The organism is Streptomyces milbemycinicus (genome assembly GCF_002154605.1).
In the GTDB taxonomy this organism is placed as follows: Bacteria; Actinomycetota; Actinomycetes; order Streptomycetales; family Streptomycetaceae; genus Streptomyces; species Streptomyces milbemycinicus.
The window spans coordinates 1-16,920 of sequence record NZ_MUNE01000221.1 but is presented as its reverse complement, the minus strand read 5'-3'; the positions used below and the strand labels follow the sequence as shown (position 1 = coordinate 16,920).

The window sequence follows — 16,920 nt, the reverse complement described above, 5'->3', positions numbered from 1 at the left end:
CCGCCGCGAGCTGAGCCTGATGCCGGAGCGGGTCGACCAGGCGGCGGTCCGGCGCCATCAGGAAGCCGCGCAGGCCGTCGCCGAGGGGCGCCCGGCGGATGCCGCGGCCTGCGTACGGTCCATCGTGGACACCGCCCACAGCGAGGTCGAGGGCCTGCTGAGCGGGTGACTGACCAGACGGCGTCGTACCGCGTCGTCATGTGTTCAGGCCGCGCATCAGTGCGGCCAGCCCACCGAAGAACTCGTCGTCGGCGCCGACGTTCCGCGCCTGTCGCGCGGTCTCGGCCATATGCGGAAACTCGGTCGGGCGCAGCGCGGAGATGGCGACCGTGCCGTCGCCGGACAGCGGCCCGAGGTGGGCCAGCTGGAGGGCCCCGATCACATAGGCGAGCAGGCTGCGCAGCGCGACAACCCGTCGTTCGCCTTCGAAGCCGGCCTCGATGAGGATGGCGAGCACCGTCTCCGACCAGCGAAGCACGCCCGGGGATCGGTGCCGATGGGCGACCGTCAGCGGGACGACCGCGGGATGGGCGCTCAAGGTGTCGCGCAGACGTCGCACCATGATCTCGATGCGCTCGCCCCAGGGTGCCTCTGGCGGTGGCGGTTCGGTGTCGACGGCGCCGAGCACGCACTCGACGACGAGCCTTTCGAGTTCCTCGCGCTCGTCCACGTACCGGTAGAGCCCCATCGTGCTCATACCGAGTTCTTTGGCGACCGCGCGCATGGAGAGCCCGGCCAGCCCGTCGCGGTCGATGACGGCGAGGGCGGCAGAGGCCAGCTGATCGTGTGTGAGTGAACGGGGGCGTGGCATAGCGCTTGACAGCGTACGGCATACGCTTACGATCGTAGGCGTATGTCGTACGCTTACGAGAGGGAACCCCGAATGCCCATGAACACACAGCCGTTGGGGCCTGGCTCTGTCGTCAGCCCCCGCGTCCTCGCCTCCGTCTCCGGTCCGTCGGTCGCCGTCCCCGCCCCCGACCGGCTGGTCCACCTGCAGTTCCGGCGCTTCGCCGGCTGTCCCGTCTGCAATCTGCATCTGCGCTCCGTGGTACGGCGGCACGGTGAGATCGAGGCGGCCGGCGTTCGCGAGGTCGTGGTCTTCCACTCGCCCGCCGAGGAACTGCTGGAACACACGGCCGACCTGCCGTTCGCCGTCATCGCCGATCCCGACAAACGGCTGTACGCCGAGTTCGGCGTGGAGTCGGCGCCCCGCTCGCTGCTGAGCCCCCGCGCCTGGGGGCCGATCCTCCGGGCGATCTTGCGCAGCACGTGGGCGATTCTCCGCAGGCGGGAGCGCGGACCGGCGGGCAGGCCGCACGGCGGCCGACTCGGCCTTCCCGCCGACTTCCTGATCGCGACCGATGGCCGCGTCGTCGCCGCAAAGTACGGCGAGCATGTCTACGACCAGTGGTCGGTCGATGAGCTGCTGGAGTTGTCGGGCCGCGCACCACGACCGAATCTCACGACCCGATGAGCATCACGGCCGGTAAGACGTATGCATGTATTAACTTGAACGCCGCCTGCGGAAAGCGAGTTGAACAGCCCATTGATAGCTGACGTGGATTATGTAACGGAGGGAGGTGATGGCCCTGGCGGGAAATCGCCTGCGTCGATGTGGCGGTGCGGGAGCGGCGATATCCTTGCATCGACTTGTGCGAGAGGGAGACCCGTTGTGTCCACGTTTGTTGTGTTCGACCTTGAATTCACGACATGGCAGGGGGCGCTTGAGCAGGACTGGGGAGCGCCGGGACAGCTTCGTGAGATTGTGCAGATCGGTGCGTTGCGCCTGCGTGAGGACTTTTCCGTCGTCGAGGAGTACGAGGCACTGGTGCGACCTGTGGTCAATCCGCAGCTGTCGTCCTACTTTGCCGAGTTGACCGGAATCGACCAGGAGACGGTGGACCGGGAAGGTGCTTCCGCGGCGGAAGCACTTGGTGACTTCCTAGGGTTTTGCCAGGGGCAGTCGGTGCTTTCCTACGGTAACGACATGGTCGTTCTCGGGGAGAATGTGGGCTGGGCACGAGCCCGAGGGGAAAACGTCAAGAACGGGTTCCTCGGTGCGTATTTCCTGAATATCCGATCCTGGCTGAACACCGTCGCGCCGGAGACGGAAAACGTCAACGTCGGCCGCCTGTGGCAGGTGCTCGACCTTCCCAAGCCCGCGGAAGGGAAGGAGCATTCAGCGCTTTTCGACTGCTATTCCTTCGCCGCGGCCATCAAGCACCTGTGCGGCACCGGGGCAGCATTGCCCGAGGGCTGTATGCGGTGTCCCTAGCGCGCCGGTGGCCGTGATGACCGGCCTCGGCACGGCCATCACCGCCTACGGCTCCCCGTCAGTCGAGCGCGGCGGCCATCCGCCGCACCGCCTCGGTGAGCAGCGTGGGTGAGGTGGCCAGATTCAGCCGGACGAAGCCGGCGCCGCCGGTTCCGAAGGGGATGCCGGAGCTCAGGGCGACCCGGCCGCGCTCCAGGAACACGGCGGCCGGGTCGTCGTCCAGGCCCAGGCCCCGGCAGTCCAGCCAGGCCAGGTAGGTGGCCTGGCCCGGGGCATAGCGCACGGCGGGCAGATGTTCGGCCAGCAGGTGGGCCAGCAGCCGGCGGTTGTCGTCGACGCCGGCGAGCAGGGAGTCGAGCCAGTCGCCACCGTCCCGCAGTGCGGCGGTGTGCGCGATGATCCCGACATGGCTGGGGTGACCAATCGCTTCGGGAAGGCGATCGAGATCGTCGGCCGCATCGGGGCCGGCGATGGCCAGGGCGGCCTTGAGCCCGGCCAGGTTCCACGCCTTGGACGCCGACATCAGCGACAGCCCGCTCTCCGAGCCGGGCACGCTCAGGTACGGGACGAATATCGCGCCCGCCGCCACGATCGGGGCGTGTATCTCGTCGACGACGACCCGTACGCCACCCGTCCGCGCCAGCGCCGCCACATCCGCCAACTCGTCGGCGGTGTGCACCGTACCGGTCGGATTGTGCGGGCTGCAGAGCAGATACACAGGTCGGCCTCCGTCCTCGCGGGCGTGCTCGAAGGCACCCTGCAGTACGGCTGGGTCGAGCCGGTCGTCCGCACCGAGCGGAGCCTCGATGATGGGCCGGCCCAGGTTCTCGAGGAGTTGGTAGAACGGTGGGTACACCGGGGAGTTGACGATCACCGGATCACCCGGTCCTGACACCAGTTTCAGCATCTCGACGATGCCCAGCATCACGTCCGGAACGATGGCCGTACGCTCCAGCGTGAGCCCGTCCCAGTCCCATCGCTCGCTCGCGAACTTGGCCAGCGCCTCGGCGTACCCCCTCCCGGTCGGGTAGCCGGTATCGCCCAGCGCCACCGTGTCCAGGATCGCCTGGGCGACGGGCTCGGCCAGGGGAACATCCATTTCGGCGACCCACAGCGGCAGTACGTCCTCCGGGTACGTCCGCCATTTCAGGCTCGTACGCCTCCGTAGCTGCTCCAAAGAGAGCTGACACAGCGGATTGGCAACACGAGGGGCAACGAGGTCGCGCGGCATGATCTCCATGGGCCAAAGATAGGCGAAGGGCCACGCAAATCTTTCGTCTCTTTTACTTCCTCAAACCATCTTATGCCGCGCGGAGTTCAGCAGAACCCAGTGATCTCGATTTAGGTGGACTGCGGGACTTGTTCCTGGCTTCGCCAGAAGTCGCGTTTGTGCTCGACAGTCGGTAGGTAATTGAGTGCGGAGTGCAGGCGCTCTTCGCCGTACCGCGTAATCCACTGGAAGATTGCTTTCGTTTTCATGCCGCGTCGTGGAAGACGAGCCCGAGGGTGTGCCGACGGCCGGAGCGGACGGTGCTCACACCGTGCCGCATCGGCCCGTTGGCCCAGCCCCGCTTGGTGGCGACCGGCCGGTCGCGGGTGGTGAAGACCAGCCCGTGTCCCTGGAACAGGGTGGTGGACGAACCTCTCGACTGGGCGCGGGGCCGCTGCTCGGTCATCAGAAACTCCCCGCCGGTGAAATCCGATCCGGGCGCGTCCAGGCCGATGACCACCTGGAGCGGGAAGACCATCTCCCCGAACACGTCCCGGTGCAGCGCGTTCCAGTCACCGGGGCCGTACCGCAGCAGGATCTGCGCGGACTTGGACTGCCCGGCCTCATGACACATGGCAATCCACTCCTGAAGAGTGTCCGGCCACGGGGCGGGACGGCCGAGCTTGGCCGCCCAGTCGCGGGCGATGGGGAGGAGGCGGGGGTAGAACGCCTCGCGCAGCTCCCGTACGACCTTGGGCAGGTCGTGGGTGAAGTAGCGGTACTGGCCGGAGCCGAAGCGATGACGGGCCATGTCGACGGTCGTACGGAAGTGGCCGGGCTCGTGGTACAGCGCGGCGATCTCGCGGCACTCGGCGGCAGTGAGCAGCCGGCCGGTCAGGGCGCTGCCGTACTCGCCCAACTCGTCGGTCAGGGCCGCCCAGTCGCACTGGGCGATGCTGTCGACGACCGGGCCCGCGGGGTGGGGGGTCTGGCTCATGGTGAGGGTCCTTGCTGCGAGCGCGTGGCGTTCCGATGCGGGCGGGGGATCAGCGGGCGTTGTGGAAGATGATGCCGAGGGTGTTGCGGTGTCCGGTCTCGACGGCGTTGGTGCCGTGGCGCATCGGGTGGCGGCGGAAGCCGTTCTTGCCGCGGACCGGGCGGTGCCGCACGGGGAAGATCATTCCCTGGCCGAGCCGGGGCTTGACGACGATCGCCCGGGACTGGAACCGGGGCCGTTGTTCGACGAAGACGTTCTCGCCGCCGGTGAAGTCCTCGCCGGGCTGGTTGAGCATGATGGCGATCTGCAGCGGGAAGACGATGTCGCCGTAGATGTCCTGGTGGAGGCAGGCGTAGTCGCCGGGGCCGTACCGCAGGAGCAGCGGGGTCGAGCGGTGCTGTCCGTTGTCCGCACACTCGGCCAGCAGTTCTTCCAGCGCGGTGGGGAAGGTACGTTCGTTCAGCTGCGGCGCCCACCGGTTGGCCATCCACGCCATCGGCGGATACAGCAGCTCGCGCAGGGTCTGGATCAGCGGGACGGTGGTGGCCGGGTCGGCGTAGTACTTGTAGGTGCCGCGGCCGAACTGGTAGCGCTGCATGACGACGGTGGAGCGGAACAGGCCGGGCTTGTCGAACGTGTCGATGATCTCCTGACACTGAGCGCGCGAGAGGAGTGGCGGGGTGACGGCCACGCCCTCCTCGTTCAGCTGCGCGTACAGCTCTTCCCAGTTGAGCTTGGAGAGCGCCGCAAGGCCCGCGGTGGGAAGGATGCGCGGTGCCGCACCGTCCGCCTCGGCAGAGGAGAACAGGGTGTCGGCGGCGGGGGTGAGCTGGTGCATGAATGGTCTTTCCTGGGCCGGCGCGGGTGGACGGGTCCGTCACCGCCGGGTTGCCGTCAGGCCCCGGCGGGGACGTCGAACCCGGCAATCGCCTCGCTGCGGGCCACCCCTGGTTCGTCTCCGAGCATCGCCTCCGTGCCGGCCGGATGCTGGCGGCATTCGGACATCACGTTCCGGGCGGTGCGGACGAGGGGAGGCTCAGGAGTCCAGGTCGTCGGCGAAGTGCCGGAAGCCGTCGCGCTCCTCGTGCAGGGTCCACAGGGTGTCCGCCAGAACGGCCGGGTCCTTCTTGTGGTGACCGGGAATGATCGCGCCCGGGATGATCAGCTGCGCCACGTGGATGCCCTCGGCCGTGAGCGAGTCGTGCAGCAGCCGGCCGTACGCGCTTTCCGCGGCGAACGCGATCGACGTGCCCGCTCGGTCGGGGTGGGGCATGACGGCCGTACCACCGTTGACGAACAGGACGGTGCCACGCCCCAGGGCGCGCATGCCGGGCAGCACGTTCCGAACGGCGGTGACGGGGCCGTAGACGGAGAACTCGACCGGGCCGACGAGATCGTCGGGAGTCGTCTCGAGGACCGGACGCATGAAGTCCCTGTGGGGGACCGGGCTGTACTGCAGCACCTCGATGGGGCCGAGGGTCGCGGTCGCCGCGTCCAGGGCGGCGGTGAGGGCTTTCGGGTCGCGTACGTCGGCGGCGAAGCCCCGCGCGGTCACGCCCTCGTCGCCCTCCTCACCGAGCTCGGCGGCCAGCGCGTCGATCCGGTTCTGGTCGCGGGAGATGAGGGCGACGTCATAGCCCTCGCGGCCGAAGCGGCGCGCGACGGCGGCGCCGAGGCCGGGGCCGGCGCCGATGATGGCAAGGGTGCTCATGGTGTCTCCGAAACCTTGGGGGCCTTACGGACCGGGGTGTCGCCGTCCGTGTGTTCAAGGATGAGGCCGTTCACCCGGGGTTGGTGCACCAACTCGGCGGGGGACCATGCCCGTCGCCCTCTCGGGGAAGGTCAGGGACGCAGCAGAGCCTTGATGGCGCGCCGCTCGTCCATGGCCTTGTAGCCCTCGGCGACCTCGTCCAGGGGCAGGGTGAGGTCGAAGACCTTGCCGGGGTTGATACGGCCGTCGAAGACCCGCTGGATCAGATCGGGCAGGTAGCCGCGTACCGGGGCCGGGCCGCCGCGCAGGCCGACGTGGGAGAAGAAGAGCTGCTCGCCGTCGATCGCCACGCCGTGCGGGACGCCGACGAAGCCGACGTTGCCGCCGGGGCGGGTGGAGAGCAGCGCCTGCTGCATCGACTCCGGGGTGCCGACGCACTCCAGCACCGAGTCGGCGCCGATGCCGCCGGTCAGTTCCTTCACGCGGGCGATGCCTTCCGCGCCGCGCTCGGTGACGATGTCGGTCGCGCCGAACTCCAGAGCCAGCTTCTGCCGGGACTCGTGTCGGCTCATGGCGATGATGCGCTCGGCACCGAGCTCCTTGGCGGCGATGACGCCGGACAGGCCGACCGCGCCGTCGCCGACGACGACCGCGGTGGACCCGGGGCCGACCTCGGCCGCCTTGGCGGCGTACCAGCCGGTGCCCATCACATCGGACAGGGTCAGCAGGCTCGGGATCAGGTCCTCCGCCGGCCGCTCGGGCGTGGCGACCAGGGTGCCGTCGGCCAGCGGGATGCGGACGTACTCGGCCTGGCAGCCGCCCACGAACTCCCGGTGCGGGCAGGAGGTGTGGTAGCCGGCCCGGCAGATCGGGCAGGTGTTGTCGGAGGCGAAGAAGGAGCCGATGACGAACTGGCCGGGCCTGACGGTCGATACGTCGCCGCCGACCTCCTCGACGATGCCGACGTACTCATGGCCGATCGGGTGCGGCTCGGTGACCGGGTTGATGCCGCGGTAGTCCCACAGGTCCGAGCCGCAGACGCAGGCCGCGACGGTGCGTATGACGGCGTCGGTGGAGTTGACGATCTTGGGGTCGGGAAGGTTCTCCACCCGGATGTCACCGGGTGCGTAGATCATGGTTGCGCGCATGGTGGTTTCTCGGCAGAGGGGATCAGGGGCGGGTGCGGGTGGTGACCCGGGGGCCGGTGTACTCGGCGTCGGTGACGTGCTCGAGCCAGATCGCGTCGTCGGTTTCCCACAGGGCGAGGTGGACCATGAAGTGGTCGGGAGCGGCGCCGTGCCAGTGTTCCTCGCCCGGCGGCGTCCAGATCACGTCGCCCGGGTGAGCTTCGAGGATCTTGCCGCCCCGGGACTGGATCAGGGCGATGCCCTCGACGATGTAGAGCGTCTGGCCCAGGCCGTGGGAGTGCCAGGCGGTACGGGCGCCCGGCGTGAAGCGGACCATGTTGGCCCGCACCCGGGAGGGCTCCTCGCCGCGGTGGATCACGTCGGCGTATGCGTCGCCGGTGAACCAGTCGGCGGGCAGCTTCATGGTCGGGGGCTGCTTCAGCAGTTCCAAGATTTCTCTCTCTTTGTGCGCCGTGGTGCCGCCGTAGAGGTGCTGCGGCAGCCGTACGGGGGGAAGGCTTCGACCAGCTCGACGGCTTACGACTACTCGGCGACGATGGCCCTGAGCTGGTCGATCGCGGTCAGAAGAGACTTTCATCTTGAGATGGATTCATCCAGGGAGAAAACTCTCCCCCTTCCCGGCCGACGGACGAGGGCATGCTGTGTTCTGCCTTCGTACCGGACGCGTGGAGCTAGCCGAGGCGGGAGGAGACCTGGTAGTGGCTGATGAGCCAATCGGCTTCCGAGCGCTTCAGCAGTACGAGCAGGTTGATGCTGATCGTCGGCCGGTCGGTGAACGAGAAGTCGACGGTCAGGTAGCCGAGCGCGATGTCCTCGGCGAGGCGCCTGCTTTCCAGGATGCGGTAGGCGGCTGACAAGCCCAGGGGCTGGGATGCGTAGTAGTCGGCGACGCCCCGCCTTCCCACGCTGTACGGACGCAACCCCTGGAAGATCGCGTCCTCGGTGAAGAGGGATGCGACCTGCTCCGGCTCGTGGTTGTCGACGCCTGCCTTCCACCGGTCGAGGACGTCATGCAGGATCACTTCGGTGTCTGTCATGCCGGGCATCGGTGCTCTCCTTCAGTGACCCGCGCTCATGCCGCCGTCGACGTGGAGGATTTCGCCGGTGACGAACGGGGCGTTCTCCAAGTAGATCACCGCGTCCACGATGTCGCTCTGCTCGCCCATCCGGCCGACCGGGTGCAGGCCGGCGAGGACCTCATGGGCCTCCTCGGGGTGCATGGGCGTCTTGATGGTGCCGGGTGAGACGGCGTTGGTGCGGATGCCGCGGGTGGCGTATTCGATGGCGAGGGACTTGGTGGCGGACTGGAGGCCGCCCTTGGTCAGTGAGGCCAGTACGGAGGGGACGCGGGAGTCGGCGTTGTCGACCAGGCTGGTGGTGATGTTGACGATGTGACCGCCGCCTTGGCTGAGCATCTGCTCGATGGCCAGCTGGGTGATGCGGAAGAAACCGGCGAGGTTCACACCGATCACGGCGGCGTAGTCGTCCTGGGTGTAGTCGGTGAAGGGCTTGGCGACGAAGATGCCCGCGTTGTTGACCAGGGTGTCGACGCGGCCGAAGCGCTCGATGGCGGCGGCGATGACACGTTCGGCGGTGGCGGGGTCGGCGATGTCACCGGGGACGGTCAGGACGCCCGCGTCGTGGGACGGGGCGATGGTGCGGGAAGTGGCGACGACGGCGTAGCCGAGCTTGCGGTAGGCGTCGACGAGACCGGCGCCTATGCCCTGCGAACCGCCGGTGATGACTGCGACCTTCTGAGTGCTCATGATGACCTTCTCTGGGATGGAGCTGAATGGGAACTAGCCGACCGGTCGACTATTCACAACGTAGGGCGGCTGAGCAGGGGAAGTCAAAGGTCAGCAGCACTTGGGCCGGGACCTGCTTCCTCGTATCTGATAGGCACAGGCTCCCAGTGCAGGTCGGCGCGACGACGGCCCCGATCGATGTGGTGCGGTCGCGGGTCGGGTGCGGGGGAGCGGTGGAGGTTGCTAGCGCCGGTACGGGTCGCCGTCGGGCAGCCAGACGTCCGGGCCGTGGATTCCGAGGTCGCCGACACCGTCGCAGAGGGCGTCGACCACGGCGAGGACCGCGGTTCGGACTTCGCTGCGGCGCCACACCAGGGACCAGGTCCAGTGGACCTGCGGTGTGACGACGGGGCGTTGGACGAGGTCGGGCGGGAGCGGGGTGGTCTGCCCCTTGGGCGAGTTGATGACCGGGCGGCCACTGCGGCGCACGTGGTCGAAGAAGGCGGGGCCGGTGACGCCGCCGTCGGAGATGTGCAGCGCGCGGGCCCCGGTGTCCTTGGCCAGTTGTTCGGCGTAGACGTTCCAGGACGACCACGAGGTGATGTCGTCGTCCAGGAGGACCACGGTGTCCCCGGCGGCCACCTCGCCGGTGTCATTGCCGGTGGCGACGGCATGGAGCCGGTCGGCGCCGATGAGCCGGGCGCGTAGATTGCGCTGCTCCAGGTCCTCGGTGCGTACCCAGCACACGGCGAGGTCCAGGCTCCCGTCGGCGACCCGGGCGGCCTGGCTGTGCGAGGGGGCGACCCACGCGTCGATGTGGACCTGGGCCACGGCGGATGTGCGGGCGATGAGGTCCGCGGGAAGCCAGTTGACGTAGCCGAGCCGAACCGGTTCGGAGCCCGATAGCCGACGCGCACGTCGCTGCAGGTCGTCGGCGCGTTCCAGCAGGGCGCGGGTGTGCGGGAGCAGGGCCGAGCCGGCCGGGGTGAGGGACACCGAACGGCGGTCGCGGTCGAACAGGCGCACCCCCAGGTCGCGTTCGAGCGCCTTGATCTGCTGGGACAGGGACGGTCCGGCGATCAGAAGCCGCTGGGCGGCCCGGCCGAAGTTCAGCTCCTCGGCCACGGCGACGAAGTAGCGAAGTTGGCGCAGCTCCACGCCCGCCATGGTACGTCGGTGAGAGGCCATGCCTCCCAGGAGGGAGATGGCTGGTCGTGGCGTAGCTCCTGATGGCATACGGATGATGACGGTACGGAGACCCGAGGTGAAATGACCGCAGCGGCCATGGCCGAGCCCGGCGGGCAGCGGGCCGCCGAGGCGGTCCGCGCGAGGGAACTGGCCGCGACCGGCAGGAGCGTACGGCCGCCGCGCGCTTCCTGGGCCCGAGGAAGCGCTCCGCGCTTCTCCCCCTGGGGCCATGTCGCCCAAGCCGCCGCGGCGCTCGCCGCCGGCATGGGGGTCGGCCGGTTCGTCTACACCCCGATCCTCCCCCTGATGCACGCCCAGGCGGGGCTGTCCGCGGGCTCGGGCGCCGACCTGGCCACCGCCAACTACATCGGCTACCTCGTCGGCGCGCTCGCCGGCATCCTGGCCCCCGCACTGGTCCGCTCGCCCGTCCTCCTGCGCGCTTCCCTGATCGCGCTGACCGGCAGCCTGGCCGCGATGCCCGCCACCCACAGCACGGCGGTGTGGATCGTGCTGCGGCTGCTGGCCGGTGTCGCCAGCGCCCTGCTCTTCGTCATCGCCGTCAGCTCCCTCCACAGCCACCTACGCGAGCACCCCGCCCACCTGCCGGGCTGGGCCTTCGGCGGAGTGGGCGCCGGCATCGCCCTGTCCGGCCTCCTCGTCCTCGCCCTGCGTTCCGTCGCCGACTGGCGGGCCGCCTGGTGGGCCTCGGCGGCCCTCGCCGCCGTCCTCGCCGTCGCCTCATGGAACCTGCGCCCCGAGCCGCCTCCCGCGGCCTCCGCGGAACGGGGCGGGGCGGCGGTCGATGGGGCAAGGATCCGTACGCACCGCTGGTTCGGTGTGCTGTGCGCGTCCTACAGCCTCGAAGGCATCGGCTACATCGTCGCCGGGACCTTCCTGGTCGCCGCGATCGAACAGAGCTCTCCGGCGTGGGTCGGCAGCGGCGCCTGGGTGCTGGTCGGTCTGGCGGCCGTACCGTCCTCGGCGCTGTGGGCATGGCTCGGGCGCCGCTGGTCCCGCCCTGATCTGCTGCTCGTCGCGTTGGCCGTCCAGGCCGTCGGCATCGCTCTGCCGGCACTTGTCGGTGGCGTGGCGGCGGCCCTCGGCTCCGCGGTCCTGTTCGGCGCCACCTTCATCGGCGTCAGCAACCTCGCCCTGGCCGCGGGCGCCCACCTGCGGTTTCCCCGCTCGGTCGCGCTGCTGACCGCCGGCTACTCCGTCGGTCAGATCCTCGGCCCGCTGGTCGTCGCGCCACTGCTCCGCCACGGCTATCACCAGGCGCTGATTCTGGCCGCCGTCGTGGTCCTGGCAGCCGCCGCGGCCGCCGCCGTGCTGCGGATCGGCTTCCCGAACCGCGTCGGCGAGCGTCAGACACCGGCCGCGGTCTCCCGTGGCGCATGAGCGCCGAGCAGGGCAAGGCAGTTCGCCCACAAGGGGCCCAGCTGCTGGGTGCTGTTGTAGAGCTTGGCGAACAGCACCTGACCCTCGAGCTGAGCAACCACCGCCCGCGCCGCTTCCTGGGTGTCGGCCACCTCGACCTCCTGCCGCTCAAGAGCCTCGGCGATGACCGAGTCGACCATCTCGACCTGCGCCTCGAAGATCTCCTGCAGCCGGGTGCGGATGGCCTCGGTCTGGTTGCTCATCTCCAGGGTGAGGTTCCCGAACAGACACCCCGAGACGGTGCCGCAACTCTGCTGGGCGGTGCGGAGGCCGACCTCCGTCTCCTCGAACAGCCGACGCAGCCGCAGCAGCGGTTGGGCGTCACCGCGTTGGGCGTCGCGGCGTTGGGCGTCACCGCGTTGGGCGTCGCGGCGTTGGGCGTCACCGTGTTGGGTGTCGCCGCCGAGAGCGGTTGCCCAGGTGCGTTTCTGGCCGGCCCAGTGCTCATCGATGACGGCCAGTGCCAGGGACTCCTTCGAATCGAAGAAGTAGTAGAAGCTCCCCTTGGGCACACCGGCCGTCCTGCATATCTCGGCCACCCCCAGCGCCGAGTAGCCGTGCGTCTCGATGAGCGACCGAGCGGCGCTCAGAATTCTCTCGCGAGCATCACTGGTCCGTCCCATGGAGTCAGTTTACGACCGGTCGTCTACTACTCCACTGGGAAAAATCGTCGACAATCCTACTGTTGACAGTCGTCCGGGATGTGCCCATGCTGCGACTACCCCGGAAACCTGGAGCCCCTACACCCGCACAAGGAGTCGCCTCGCCATGACCAGCCTGTCCCCGCATCTGCGCCAAGCCACCCCCGTCACCGCCGAACGCGGCGAAGGCGTCTATCTCTACGGCACCGACGGCCGCCGCTACCTCGACTTCACCGCAGGTATCGGCGTCACCAGCACGGGACACTGCCACCCGCGCGTCGTCGCCGCGGCGCAGGAGCAGATAGGCAAGCTCATCCACGGCCAGTACACGACCGTGATGCACCAGCCGCTGCAGCGGCTGGTCGAACGGCTCGGGGATGTGCTGCCCGCCGGCCTGGACAGCCTGTTCTTCTCCAACTCCGGCAGTGAGGCCGTCGAAGCGGCGCTGCGGCTGGCCCGGCAGGCCACCGGCCGCCCCAACGTCGTCGTCTTCCACGGCGGTTTCCACGGGCGTACCGTCGCGGCCGCCACCATGACCACGTCCGGCACCCGCTTCCGCACCGGGTTCTCCCCGCTGATGTCGGGCGTCGCCGTCGCCCCGTTCCCCACCGCCTTCCGCTACGGATGGGACCAGGAGACCGCGACCCGCTTCGCGCTCACCGAGCTCGACTATCTGCTGCAGACCGTCACCGCGCCCCAGGACACCGCGGCCTTCGTGGTCGAGCCCGTGCTCGGCGAAGGCGGCTACATCCCCGCCGACCCGGCCTTCCTGCGCGGGCTGCGCGAGCGCGCCGACCGCCATGGCATCGTGCTCGTGGTGGACGAGATCCAGACCGGCTTCGGCCGCACCGGCCGCTACTGGGGCCACGACCACGCCGACGACGTCCGCCCGGACATCATCACCATCGCCAAGGGGCTGGCCAGCGGATTCCCGCTGTCCGGCATCGCCGCCTCGCAGGAGCTGATGAGCAAGGCGTACCCCGGCTCCCAGGGCGGCACCTACGGTGGCAACGCCGTCGCGTGCGCGGCCGCGGTCGCCACCCTCGATGTGATCCGGGACGAGAAGCTGGTGGAGAACGCCGACGCGATGGGACGGCGGCTGCGCGCCGGGCTGGAAGAGGTCGCCCGCACCACGCCGGGCATCGCGGACGTCCGCGGACTGGGCCTGATGCTGGCCGGCGAGTTCGTCACCGCCGACGGTTCCCCCGACCCGGACACCGCCGCCCGGGTACAGCAGGCCGCCGCCGCCGAGGGGCTGCTGCTGTTGCTGTGCGGCCCCTGGAACAGCGTCGTACGCATGATCCCGGCGCTGGTCATCGACGAGACCGCCGTCGACGAGGGACTGCGCGCCTGGCGGGCCGCCGTCGAGGCGGGCACGGCCGCCACGTCATGACCGGCACCACCCGCTCTCCGGCCGCCTCGGTCACCGCCGAGGCACTGGTGCGGGCCCTGCGCCGGGAGGTGCCGTCCCTGCGGGTCGACACCTCCGGCGGCAGGCGCGCCCTGTGCGCGTACGACGCGTCGAACTACCGGGTGCCGCTCCTGGCCGTGGCGTTCCCCGCCGACGCCGACGAGGTCGCCGGCGCGCACAAGGTCTGCCACCGGCTCGGCGTGCCGGTCACCTCCCGCGGCGCGGGCACCAGCATGGCCGGCAACGCCGTCGGCGCCGGCCTCGTCCTGGACCTGTCCCGCCACCTGCGGCGCGTCCTGCTCCTGGTGGATTCCTTCCCCCAGGCGTTCCGGCCCGAGCTGGCGGGAGCCGCGTCCCGGGTCCTGGCCGAGGCCGGGCTGCCCACCCGGGCACGCGGCGACATCTGCTGCGGCCTGACCTGGATCACGACCCACTGCCAGCAGTACGCGGTGTTCGGCGCCGGACAGCAACGCGAGCTGCTGCGGGACCTGGGCATCGAGAAGATCACCGAGGCCACCGGCTGCTGCGGGGTGGCCGGCAACTTCGGCTTCGAGCGCGATCACTACGACGTGTCGCTCGCCGTGGCCGACCAGGCCCTGCGCCCGCGTCCGGAAGCCGCCGGCCCCGGCACACCGGTCCTGGCCGACGGATTCAGCTGCCAGATGCAGATCGAGCACCTGGTCGGAGACGACCGTCCCGGCGCCACACATCTGGCGCAGCTCCTGGACGACCCCCAGCCCTGATTCCCCTGTATCCCTGAGTATTCGCGAGGTTTGGAGACACGACATGGCCGACATCAAGACGGACGTCATCGCGAACGTTCCGCGGCATCTGTTCATCGCGGGTCAGTGGGTACCGGCGGCCGATGGCCGTACCTTCGGTGTGGAGAACCCCGCCACCGAGACACAGCTGTGCGAGGTCGCCGACGGCGGCGCCGCCGACAGCGCCCGTGCCGTCGAGGCCGCGGTGGCCGCCCAGGAAACCTGGGCCCGGACCGCGCCACGGGCGCGCAGCGAGATCCTGCGCCACGCCTACGAGCTGCTCATGGAGCGCACCGACGAGCTGGCGATGCTGATGACGCTGGAGATGGGCAAGCCGCTCGCCGAGGCGCGCGGTGAGGTGGCGTACGCCGCCGAGTTCTTCCGCTGGTTCTCCGAAGAGGCCGTCCGTATCGACGGCTCCATGACGACCACACCCGACGGCCGTAACCGTGTCCTGGTCATGCGGCAGCCGGTCGGCCCCTGCATGCTGATCACGCCGTGGAACTTCCCCCTGGCGATGGGCACCCGCAAGATCGGGCCCGCGGTGGCGGCCGGCTGCACGATGGTCCTCAAGCCGGCGCCCCAGACCCCGCTGTCCAGCCTCGCGCTGGCCCGGATCCTCCAGGAAGCCGGGCTGCCCGACGGAGTGCTCAACGTCGTCACCACCACCCGCGCCCAGGAAGTGGTCGAACCGGCCCTGCGCGGCGGCCGCATCCGCAAGCTGTCCTTCACCGGCTCCACCGCAGTGGGCCGGCTGCTGCTCGCCCAGTGTGCGGACACGGTGATCCGGACCTCCATGGAGCTGGGCGGCAACGCCCCCTTCATCGTCTTCGAGGACGCCGATATCGACATCGCCGTCGAAGGCGCGATGGTGGCGAAGATGCGCAACATGGGTGAGGCGTGTACGGCGGCCAACCGGCTGTTCGTCCACCGCAGCGTCGCGGACGAGTTCGCCAAGCGCCTCGCCACGCGCATGGCCGCCCTCAGCGTCGGCCCGGGCACCCGCGACGGTGTCCAGGTCGGCCCCCTCATCGACGCCGCCAGCAAGCAGAAGGTCGTCTCGCTCGTCGAGGACGCGGTCGCCAAGGGCGCCAAGGTCGTCGCCGCCGGTGACGCGCCGCAGGACGCCGGCCACTTCTACCCGCCGACCGTACTGGCCCAGGTCAGCACGGACAGCGACATGCTGACCACCGAGATCTTCGGACCCGTAGCCCCGGTCATCGCCTTCGACGACGAGGACGAGGCCGTGCGCCTGGCCAACGACACCGAGTGGGGGCTCGTCGGCTATGTCTTCACCCAGGACGTCGACCGTGCCCTGGACATCAGCGAGCGGCTGGAAGTGGGTATGGTCGGCCTCAACACGGGCCTGGTCTCCAACCCGGCCGCGCCCTTCGGCGGGGTCAAGCAGTCGGGCCTGGGCCGGGAAGGCGGGCGTGTGGGCATCGAGGAGTTCTTGGAGTACAAGTACATCGCCACACCCGTGCGGGACCGGTCCGTGTCATGAGTACCGTCATGCCGGTCAGAAGTGGCGGGACACCGCAGCCAGCACAGCCGCGAAAGGGATCAGGGAACGTGTCGCAGCCGGGACTCGAGGAGCTCACCCCCGTCAACCCGCGGACCACTTCCGAGATCATCGCCGACCGGCTGCGGGGGCAGATCGTCTCCGGTGCGTTCGCGCCGGGCAGCAGGATGATCGAGCCGCAGCTGGCGACCCGCCTGGGCGTCAGCCGCGGGCCCGTACGGGAAGCGCTCCAGCGGCTGGTGCAGGAGGGACTGCTGACCAACATCCCCAACCGGGGGGTGTTCGTCGTCGAGCTGGACGCCGCCGACATCAGGGACATCTACACCGCCCGGCGCGCGATCGAGCGCGAAGCCGCCACCCAGCTGCACCGGAGCAAGTCCCAGGCCCACCTGGACCGGCTCGCGGCCGTCGTCGACGAGATGCGCTCCCTGGCCGGCCAGGGTGACAGCCGCCTCGTCGCCGAGCAGGACCTGGCCTTCCACAGCGCTCTCGTCGACGCCGCCGAGAGCCCGAGACTCAGCAGGATGTTCACGACCCTCCTCGCCGAGACCCGGATCTGCCTGGGCAGCCTCATGGACTTCTACCCGGAGCAGGACCTGCTCGTCGCCGAACACCAGCAGCTGGTGGTGCTGCTCCAGGGCGAGGACGAACAGGCCCTGCTGGACGCCGTCAACGCGCATCTGGACTCGGCGGTGCGTGACCTGACACGTGCCGACGAGAACTGAAGACACGGTGTGGTCAAGGGGTCGGTGCAACATCCCAGGTAGAACAGGTGCCGGAGGTGTTTCTGCCCGGCTCTGGGTGTCGCCGGCCCGCCGCCCGCCCCGGCGGAGCCGGGCCCGTCAGTCGGGGCCGGCTCCGCCGGGGCGGG

Annotated in this window: 18 protein-coding genes; 7 read left to right on the top strand and 11 right to left on the bottom strand. The window is 69.6% G+C overall.

The genetic code is table 11. From position 1 onward, the window contains the following. Positions 1-196: 196 nt before the first annotated feature. The gene (locus CCN51_RS19110; protein WP_014173049.1) at positions 197-811 is read right to left on the bottom strand and encodes a TetR/AcrR family transcriptional regulator; all 615 of its coding nucleotides are present in this window, start codon (positions 809-811) and stop codon (positions 197-199) included. A 72-nt stretch (positions 812-883) separates the two neighbouring features. Here CCN51_RS19110 and CCN51_RS19105 point away from each other — a divergent pair, with 72 nt between their 5' ends. Continuing rightward, the gene (locus CCN51_RS19105) at positions 884-1,477 is read left to right on the top strand and encodes a peroxiredoxin-like family protein (RefSeq protein ID WP_014173048.1); all 594 of its coding nucleotides are present in this window, start codon (positions 884-886) and stop codon (positions 1,475-1,477) included. Positions 1,478-1,675: 198 nt separating this feature from the next. Beyond that, complete coding sequence (locus CCN51_RS19100) at positions 1,676-2,278, top strand: 3'-5' exonuclease (RefSeq protein WP_014173047.1); 603 nt, start codon at positions 1,676-1,678, stop codon at positions 2,276-2,278. A gap of 58 nt (positions 2,279-2,336) precedes the next feature. On the opposite strand, the gene CCN51_RS19095 is transcribed toward CCN51_RS19100, so the two are convergent. From CCN51_RS19095 to CCN51_RS19055, 9 genes are all read right to left on the bottom strand, one after another. Then, positions 2,337-3,509 carry a MalY/PatB family protein gene (locus tag CCN51_RS19095; RefSeq protein WP_043488621.1) on the bottom strand — a complete coding sequence of 391 codons (1,173 nt, stop codon included), beginning with the start codon at positions 3,507-3,509 and terminating at the stop codon, positions 2,337-2,339. 244 nt (positions 3,510-3,753) lie between these two features. After that, positions 3,754-4,485 carry a 2OG-Fe(II) oxygenase gene (locus CCN51_RS19090; RefSeq protein ID WP_014173045.1) on the bottom strand — a complete coding sequence of 244 codons (732 nt, stop codon included), beginning with the start codon at positions 4,483-4,485 and terminating at the stop codon, positions 3,754-3,756. 49 nt (positions 4,486-4,534) lie between these two features. Beyond that, positions 4,535-5,323, bottom strand: coding sequence for a 2OG-Fe(II) oxygenase (locus CCN51_RS19085; protein WP_014173044.1), 789 nt, complete (start codon positions 5,321-5,323; stop codon positions 4,535-4,537). A gap of 198 nt (positions 5,324-5,521) precedes the next feature. After that, complete coding sequence (locus CCN51_RS19080; protein WP_014173042.1) at positions 5,522-6,196, bottom strand: SDR family NAD(P)-dependent oxidoreductase; 675 nt, start codon at positions 6,194-6,196, stop codon at positions 5,522-5,524. Positions 6,197-6,327: 131 nt separating this feature from the next. After that, positions 6,328-7,344, bottom strand: a complete 1,017-nt coding sequence (locus tag CCN51_RS19075; RefSeq protein ID WP_014173041.1) for a zinc-dependent alcohol dehydrogenase family protein — start codon at positions 7,342-7,344, stop codon at positions 6,328-6,330. A gap of 22 nt (positions 7,345-7,366) precedes the next feature. Then, a complete protein-coding gene (locus CCN51_RS19070) occupies positions 7,367-7,774 on the bottom strand; it encodes a (R)-mandelonitrile lyase (RefSeq protein ID WP_014173040.1) in 408 nt (135 codons plus the stop codon). Positions 7,775-8,015: 241 nt separating this feature from the next. Then, positions 8,016-8,390 carry a YybH family protein gene (locus CCN51_RS19065; RefSeq protein WP_014173039.1) on the bottom strand — a complete coding sequence of 125 codons (375 nt, stop codon included), beginning with the start codon at positions 8,388-8,390 and terminating at the stop codon, positions 8,016-8,018. 12 nt (positions 8,391-8,402) lie between these two features. Next, the gene (locus CCN51_RS19060) at positions 8,403-9,110 is read right to left on the bottom strand and encodes an SDR family NAD(P)-dependent oxidoreductase (RefSeq protein WP_014173038.1); all 708 of its coding nucleotides are present in this window, start codon (positions 9,108-9,110) and stop codon (positions 8,403-8,405) included. Positions 9,111-9,332: 222 nt separating this feature from the next. Beyond that, complete coding sequence (locus CCN51_RS19055) at positions 9,333-10,256, bottom strand: LysR family transcriptional regulator (RefSeq protein WP_014173037.1); 924 nt, start codon at positions 10,254-10,256, stop codon at positions 9,333-9,335. A gap of 285 nt (positions 10,257-10,541) precedes the next feature. Between CCN51_RS19055 and CCN51_RS19050 the strand changes: the two genes are divergently transcribed. Next, positions 10,542-11,675: a YbfB/YjiJ family MFS transporter gene (locus CCN51_RS19050; RefSeq protein WP_055414096.1), complete on the top strand. Its 1,134-nt coding sequence runs from the start codon at positions 10,542-10,544 to the stop codon at positions 11,673-11,675. Here CCN51_RS19050 and CCN51_RS19045 read toward each other — a convergent pair. After that, positions 11,642-12,337, bottom strand: a complete 696-nt coding sequence (locus CCN51_RS19045; protein ID WP_086859826.1) for a TetR/AcrR family transcriptional regulator — start codon at positions 12,335-12,337, stop codon at positions 11,642-11,644. The genes CCN51_RS19050 and CCN51_RS19045 overlap by 34 nt on opposite strands. Positions 12,338-12,482: 145 nt before the next feature. Between CCN51_RS19045 and CCN51_RS19040 the strand changes: the two genes are divergently transcribed. The 4 genes from CCN51_RS19040 (at position 12,483) to CCN51_RS19025 (ending at position 16,774) form a co-directional block, all read left to right on the top strand. Further along, positions 12,483-13,748 carry an aspartate aminotransferase family protein gene (locus CCN51_RS19040; protein WP_014173034.1) on the top strand — a complete coding sequence of 422 codons (1,266 nt, stop codon included), beginning with the start codon at positions 12,483-12,485 and terminating at the stop codon, positions 13,746-13,748. After that, a complete protein-coding gene (locus CCN51_RS56465; protein ID WP_014173033.1) occupies positions 13,745-14,509 on the top strand; it encodes an FAD-binding protein in 765 nt (254 codons plus the stop codon). Before CCN51_RS19040 ends, CCN51_RS56465 begins: the two co-directional genes overlap by 4 nt. 43 nt (positions 14,510-14,552) lie before the next feature. Continuing rightward, entirely contained in the window at positions 14,553-16,031 is a 1,479-nt protein-coding gene (locus CCN51_RS19030) for an NAD-dependent succinate-semialdehyde dehydrogenase (protein WP_014173032.1), read from the top strand. Between the two features lie 68 nt (positions 16,032-16,099). Next, positions 16,100-16,774 (top strand): GntR family transcriptional regulator, encoded by a 675-nt coding sequence (locus CCN51_RS19025; protein ID WP_014173031.1) that lies wholly within the window; start codon positions 16,100-16,102, stop codon positions 16,772-16,774. The last annotated feature ends 146 nt before the right edge of the window (positions 16,775-16,920 follow it).

What these genes read in the sequence shown, in the direction of transcription:
- CCN51_RS19110 (WP_014173049.1), bottom strand. Translation starts at nt 811, where the DNA reads ATGCCACGCCCCCGTTCACTCACACACGATCAGCTGGCCTCTGCCGCC.
- CCN51_RS19105 (WP_014173048.1), top strand. Translation starts at nt 884, where the DNA reads ATGCCCATGAACACACAGCCGTTGGGGCCTGGCTCTGTCGTCAGCCCC.
- CCN51_RS19095 (WP_043488621.1), bottom strand. Translation starts at nt 3,509, where the DNA reads ATGCCGCGCGACCTCGTTGCCCCTCGTGTTGCCAATCCGCTGTGTCAG.
- CCN51_RS19090 (WP_014173045.1), bottom strand. Translation starts at nt 4,485, where the DNA reads ATGAGCCAGACCCCCCACCCCGCGGGCCCGGTCGTCGACAGCATCGCC.
- CCN51_RS19085 (WP_014173044.1), bottom strand. Translation starts at nt 5,323, where the DNA reads ATGCACCAGCTCACCCCCGCCGCCGACACCCTGTTCTCCTCTGCCGAG.
- CCN51_RS19080 (WP_014173042.1), bottom strand. Translation starts at nt 6,196, where the DNA reads ATGAGCACCCTTGCCATCATCGGCGCCGGCCCCGGCCTCGGCGCCGCC.
- CCN51_RS19075 (WP_014173041.1), bottom strand. Translation starts at nt 7,344, where the DNA reads ATGCGCGCAACCATGATCTACGCACCCGGTGACATCCGGGTGGAGAAC.
- CCN51_RS19065 (WP_014173039.1), bottom strand. Translation starts at nt 8,390, where the DNA reads ATGCCCGGCATGACAGACACCGAAGTGATCCTGCATGACGTCCTCGAC.
- CCN51_RS19060 (WP_014173038.1), bottom strand. Translation starts at nt 9,110, where the DNA reads ATGAGCACTCAGAAGGTCGCAGTCATCACCGGCGGTTCGCAGGGCATA.
- CCN51_RS19055 (WP_014173037.1), bottom strand. Translation starts at nt 10,256, where the DNA reads ATGGCGGGCGTGGAGCTGCGCCAACTTCGCTACTTCGTCGCCGTGGCC.
- CCN51_RS19050 (WP_055414096.1), top strand. Translation starts at nt 10,542, where the DNA reads ATGGGGGTCGGCCGGTTCGTCTACACCCCGATCCTCCCCCTGATGCAC.
- CCN51_RS19045 (WP_086859826.1), bottom strand. Translation starts at nt 12,337, where the DNA reads ATGGGACGGACCAGTGATGCTCGCGAGAGAATTCTGAGCGCCGCTCGG.
- CCN51_RS19040 (WP_014173034.1), top strand. Translation starts at nt 12,483, where the DNA reads ATGACCAGCCTGTCCCCGCATCTGCGCCAAGCCACCCCCGTCACCGCC.
- CCN51_RS56465 (WP_014173033.1), top strand. Translation starts at nt 13,745, where the DNA reads ATGACCGGCACCACCCGCTCTCCGGCCGCCTCGGTCACCGCCGAGGCA.
- CCN51_RS19030 (WP_014173032.1), top strand. Translation starts at nt 14,553, where the DNA reads ATGGCCGACATCAAGACGGACGTCATCGCGAACGTTCCGCGGCATCTG.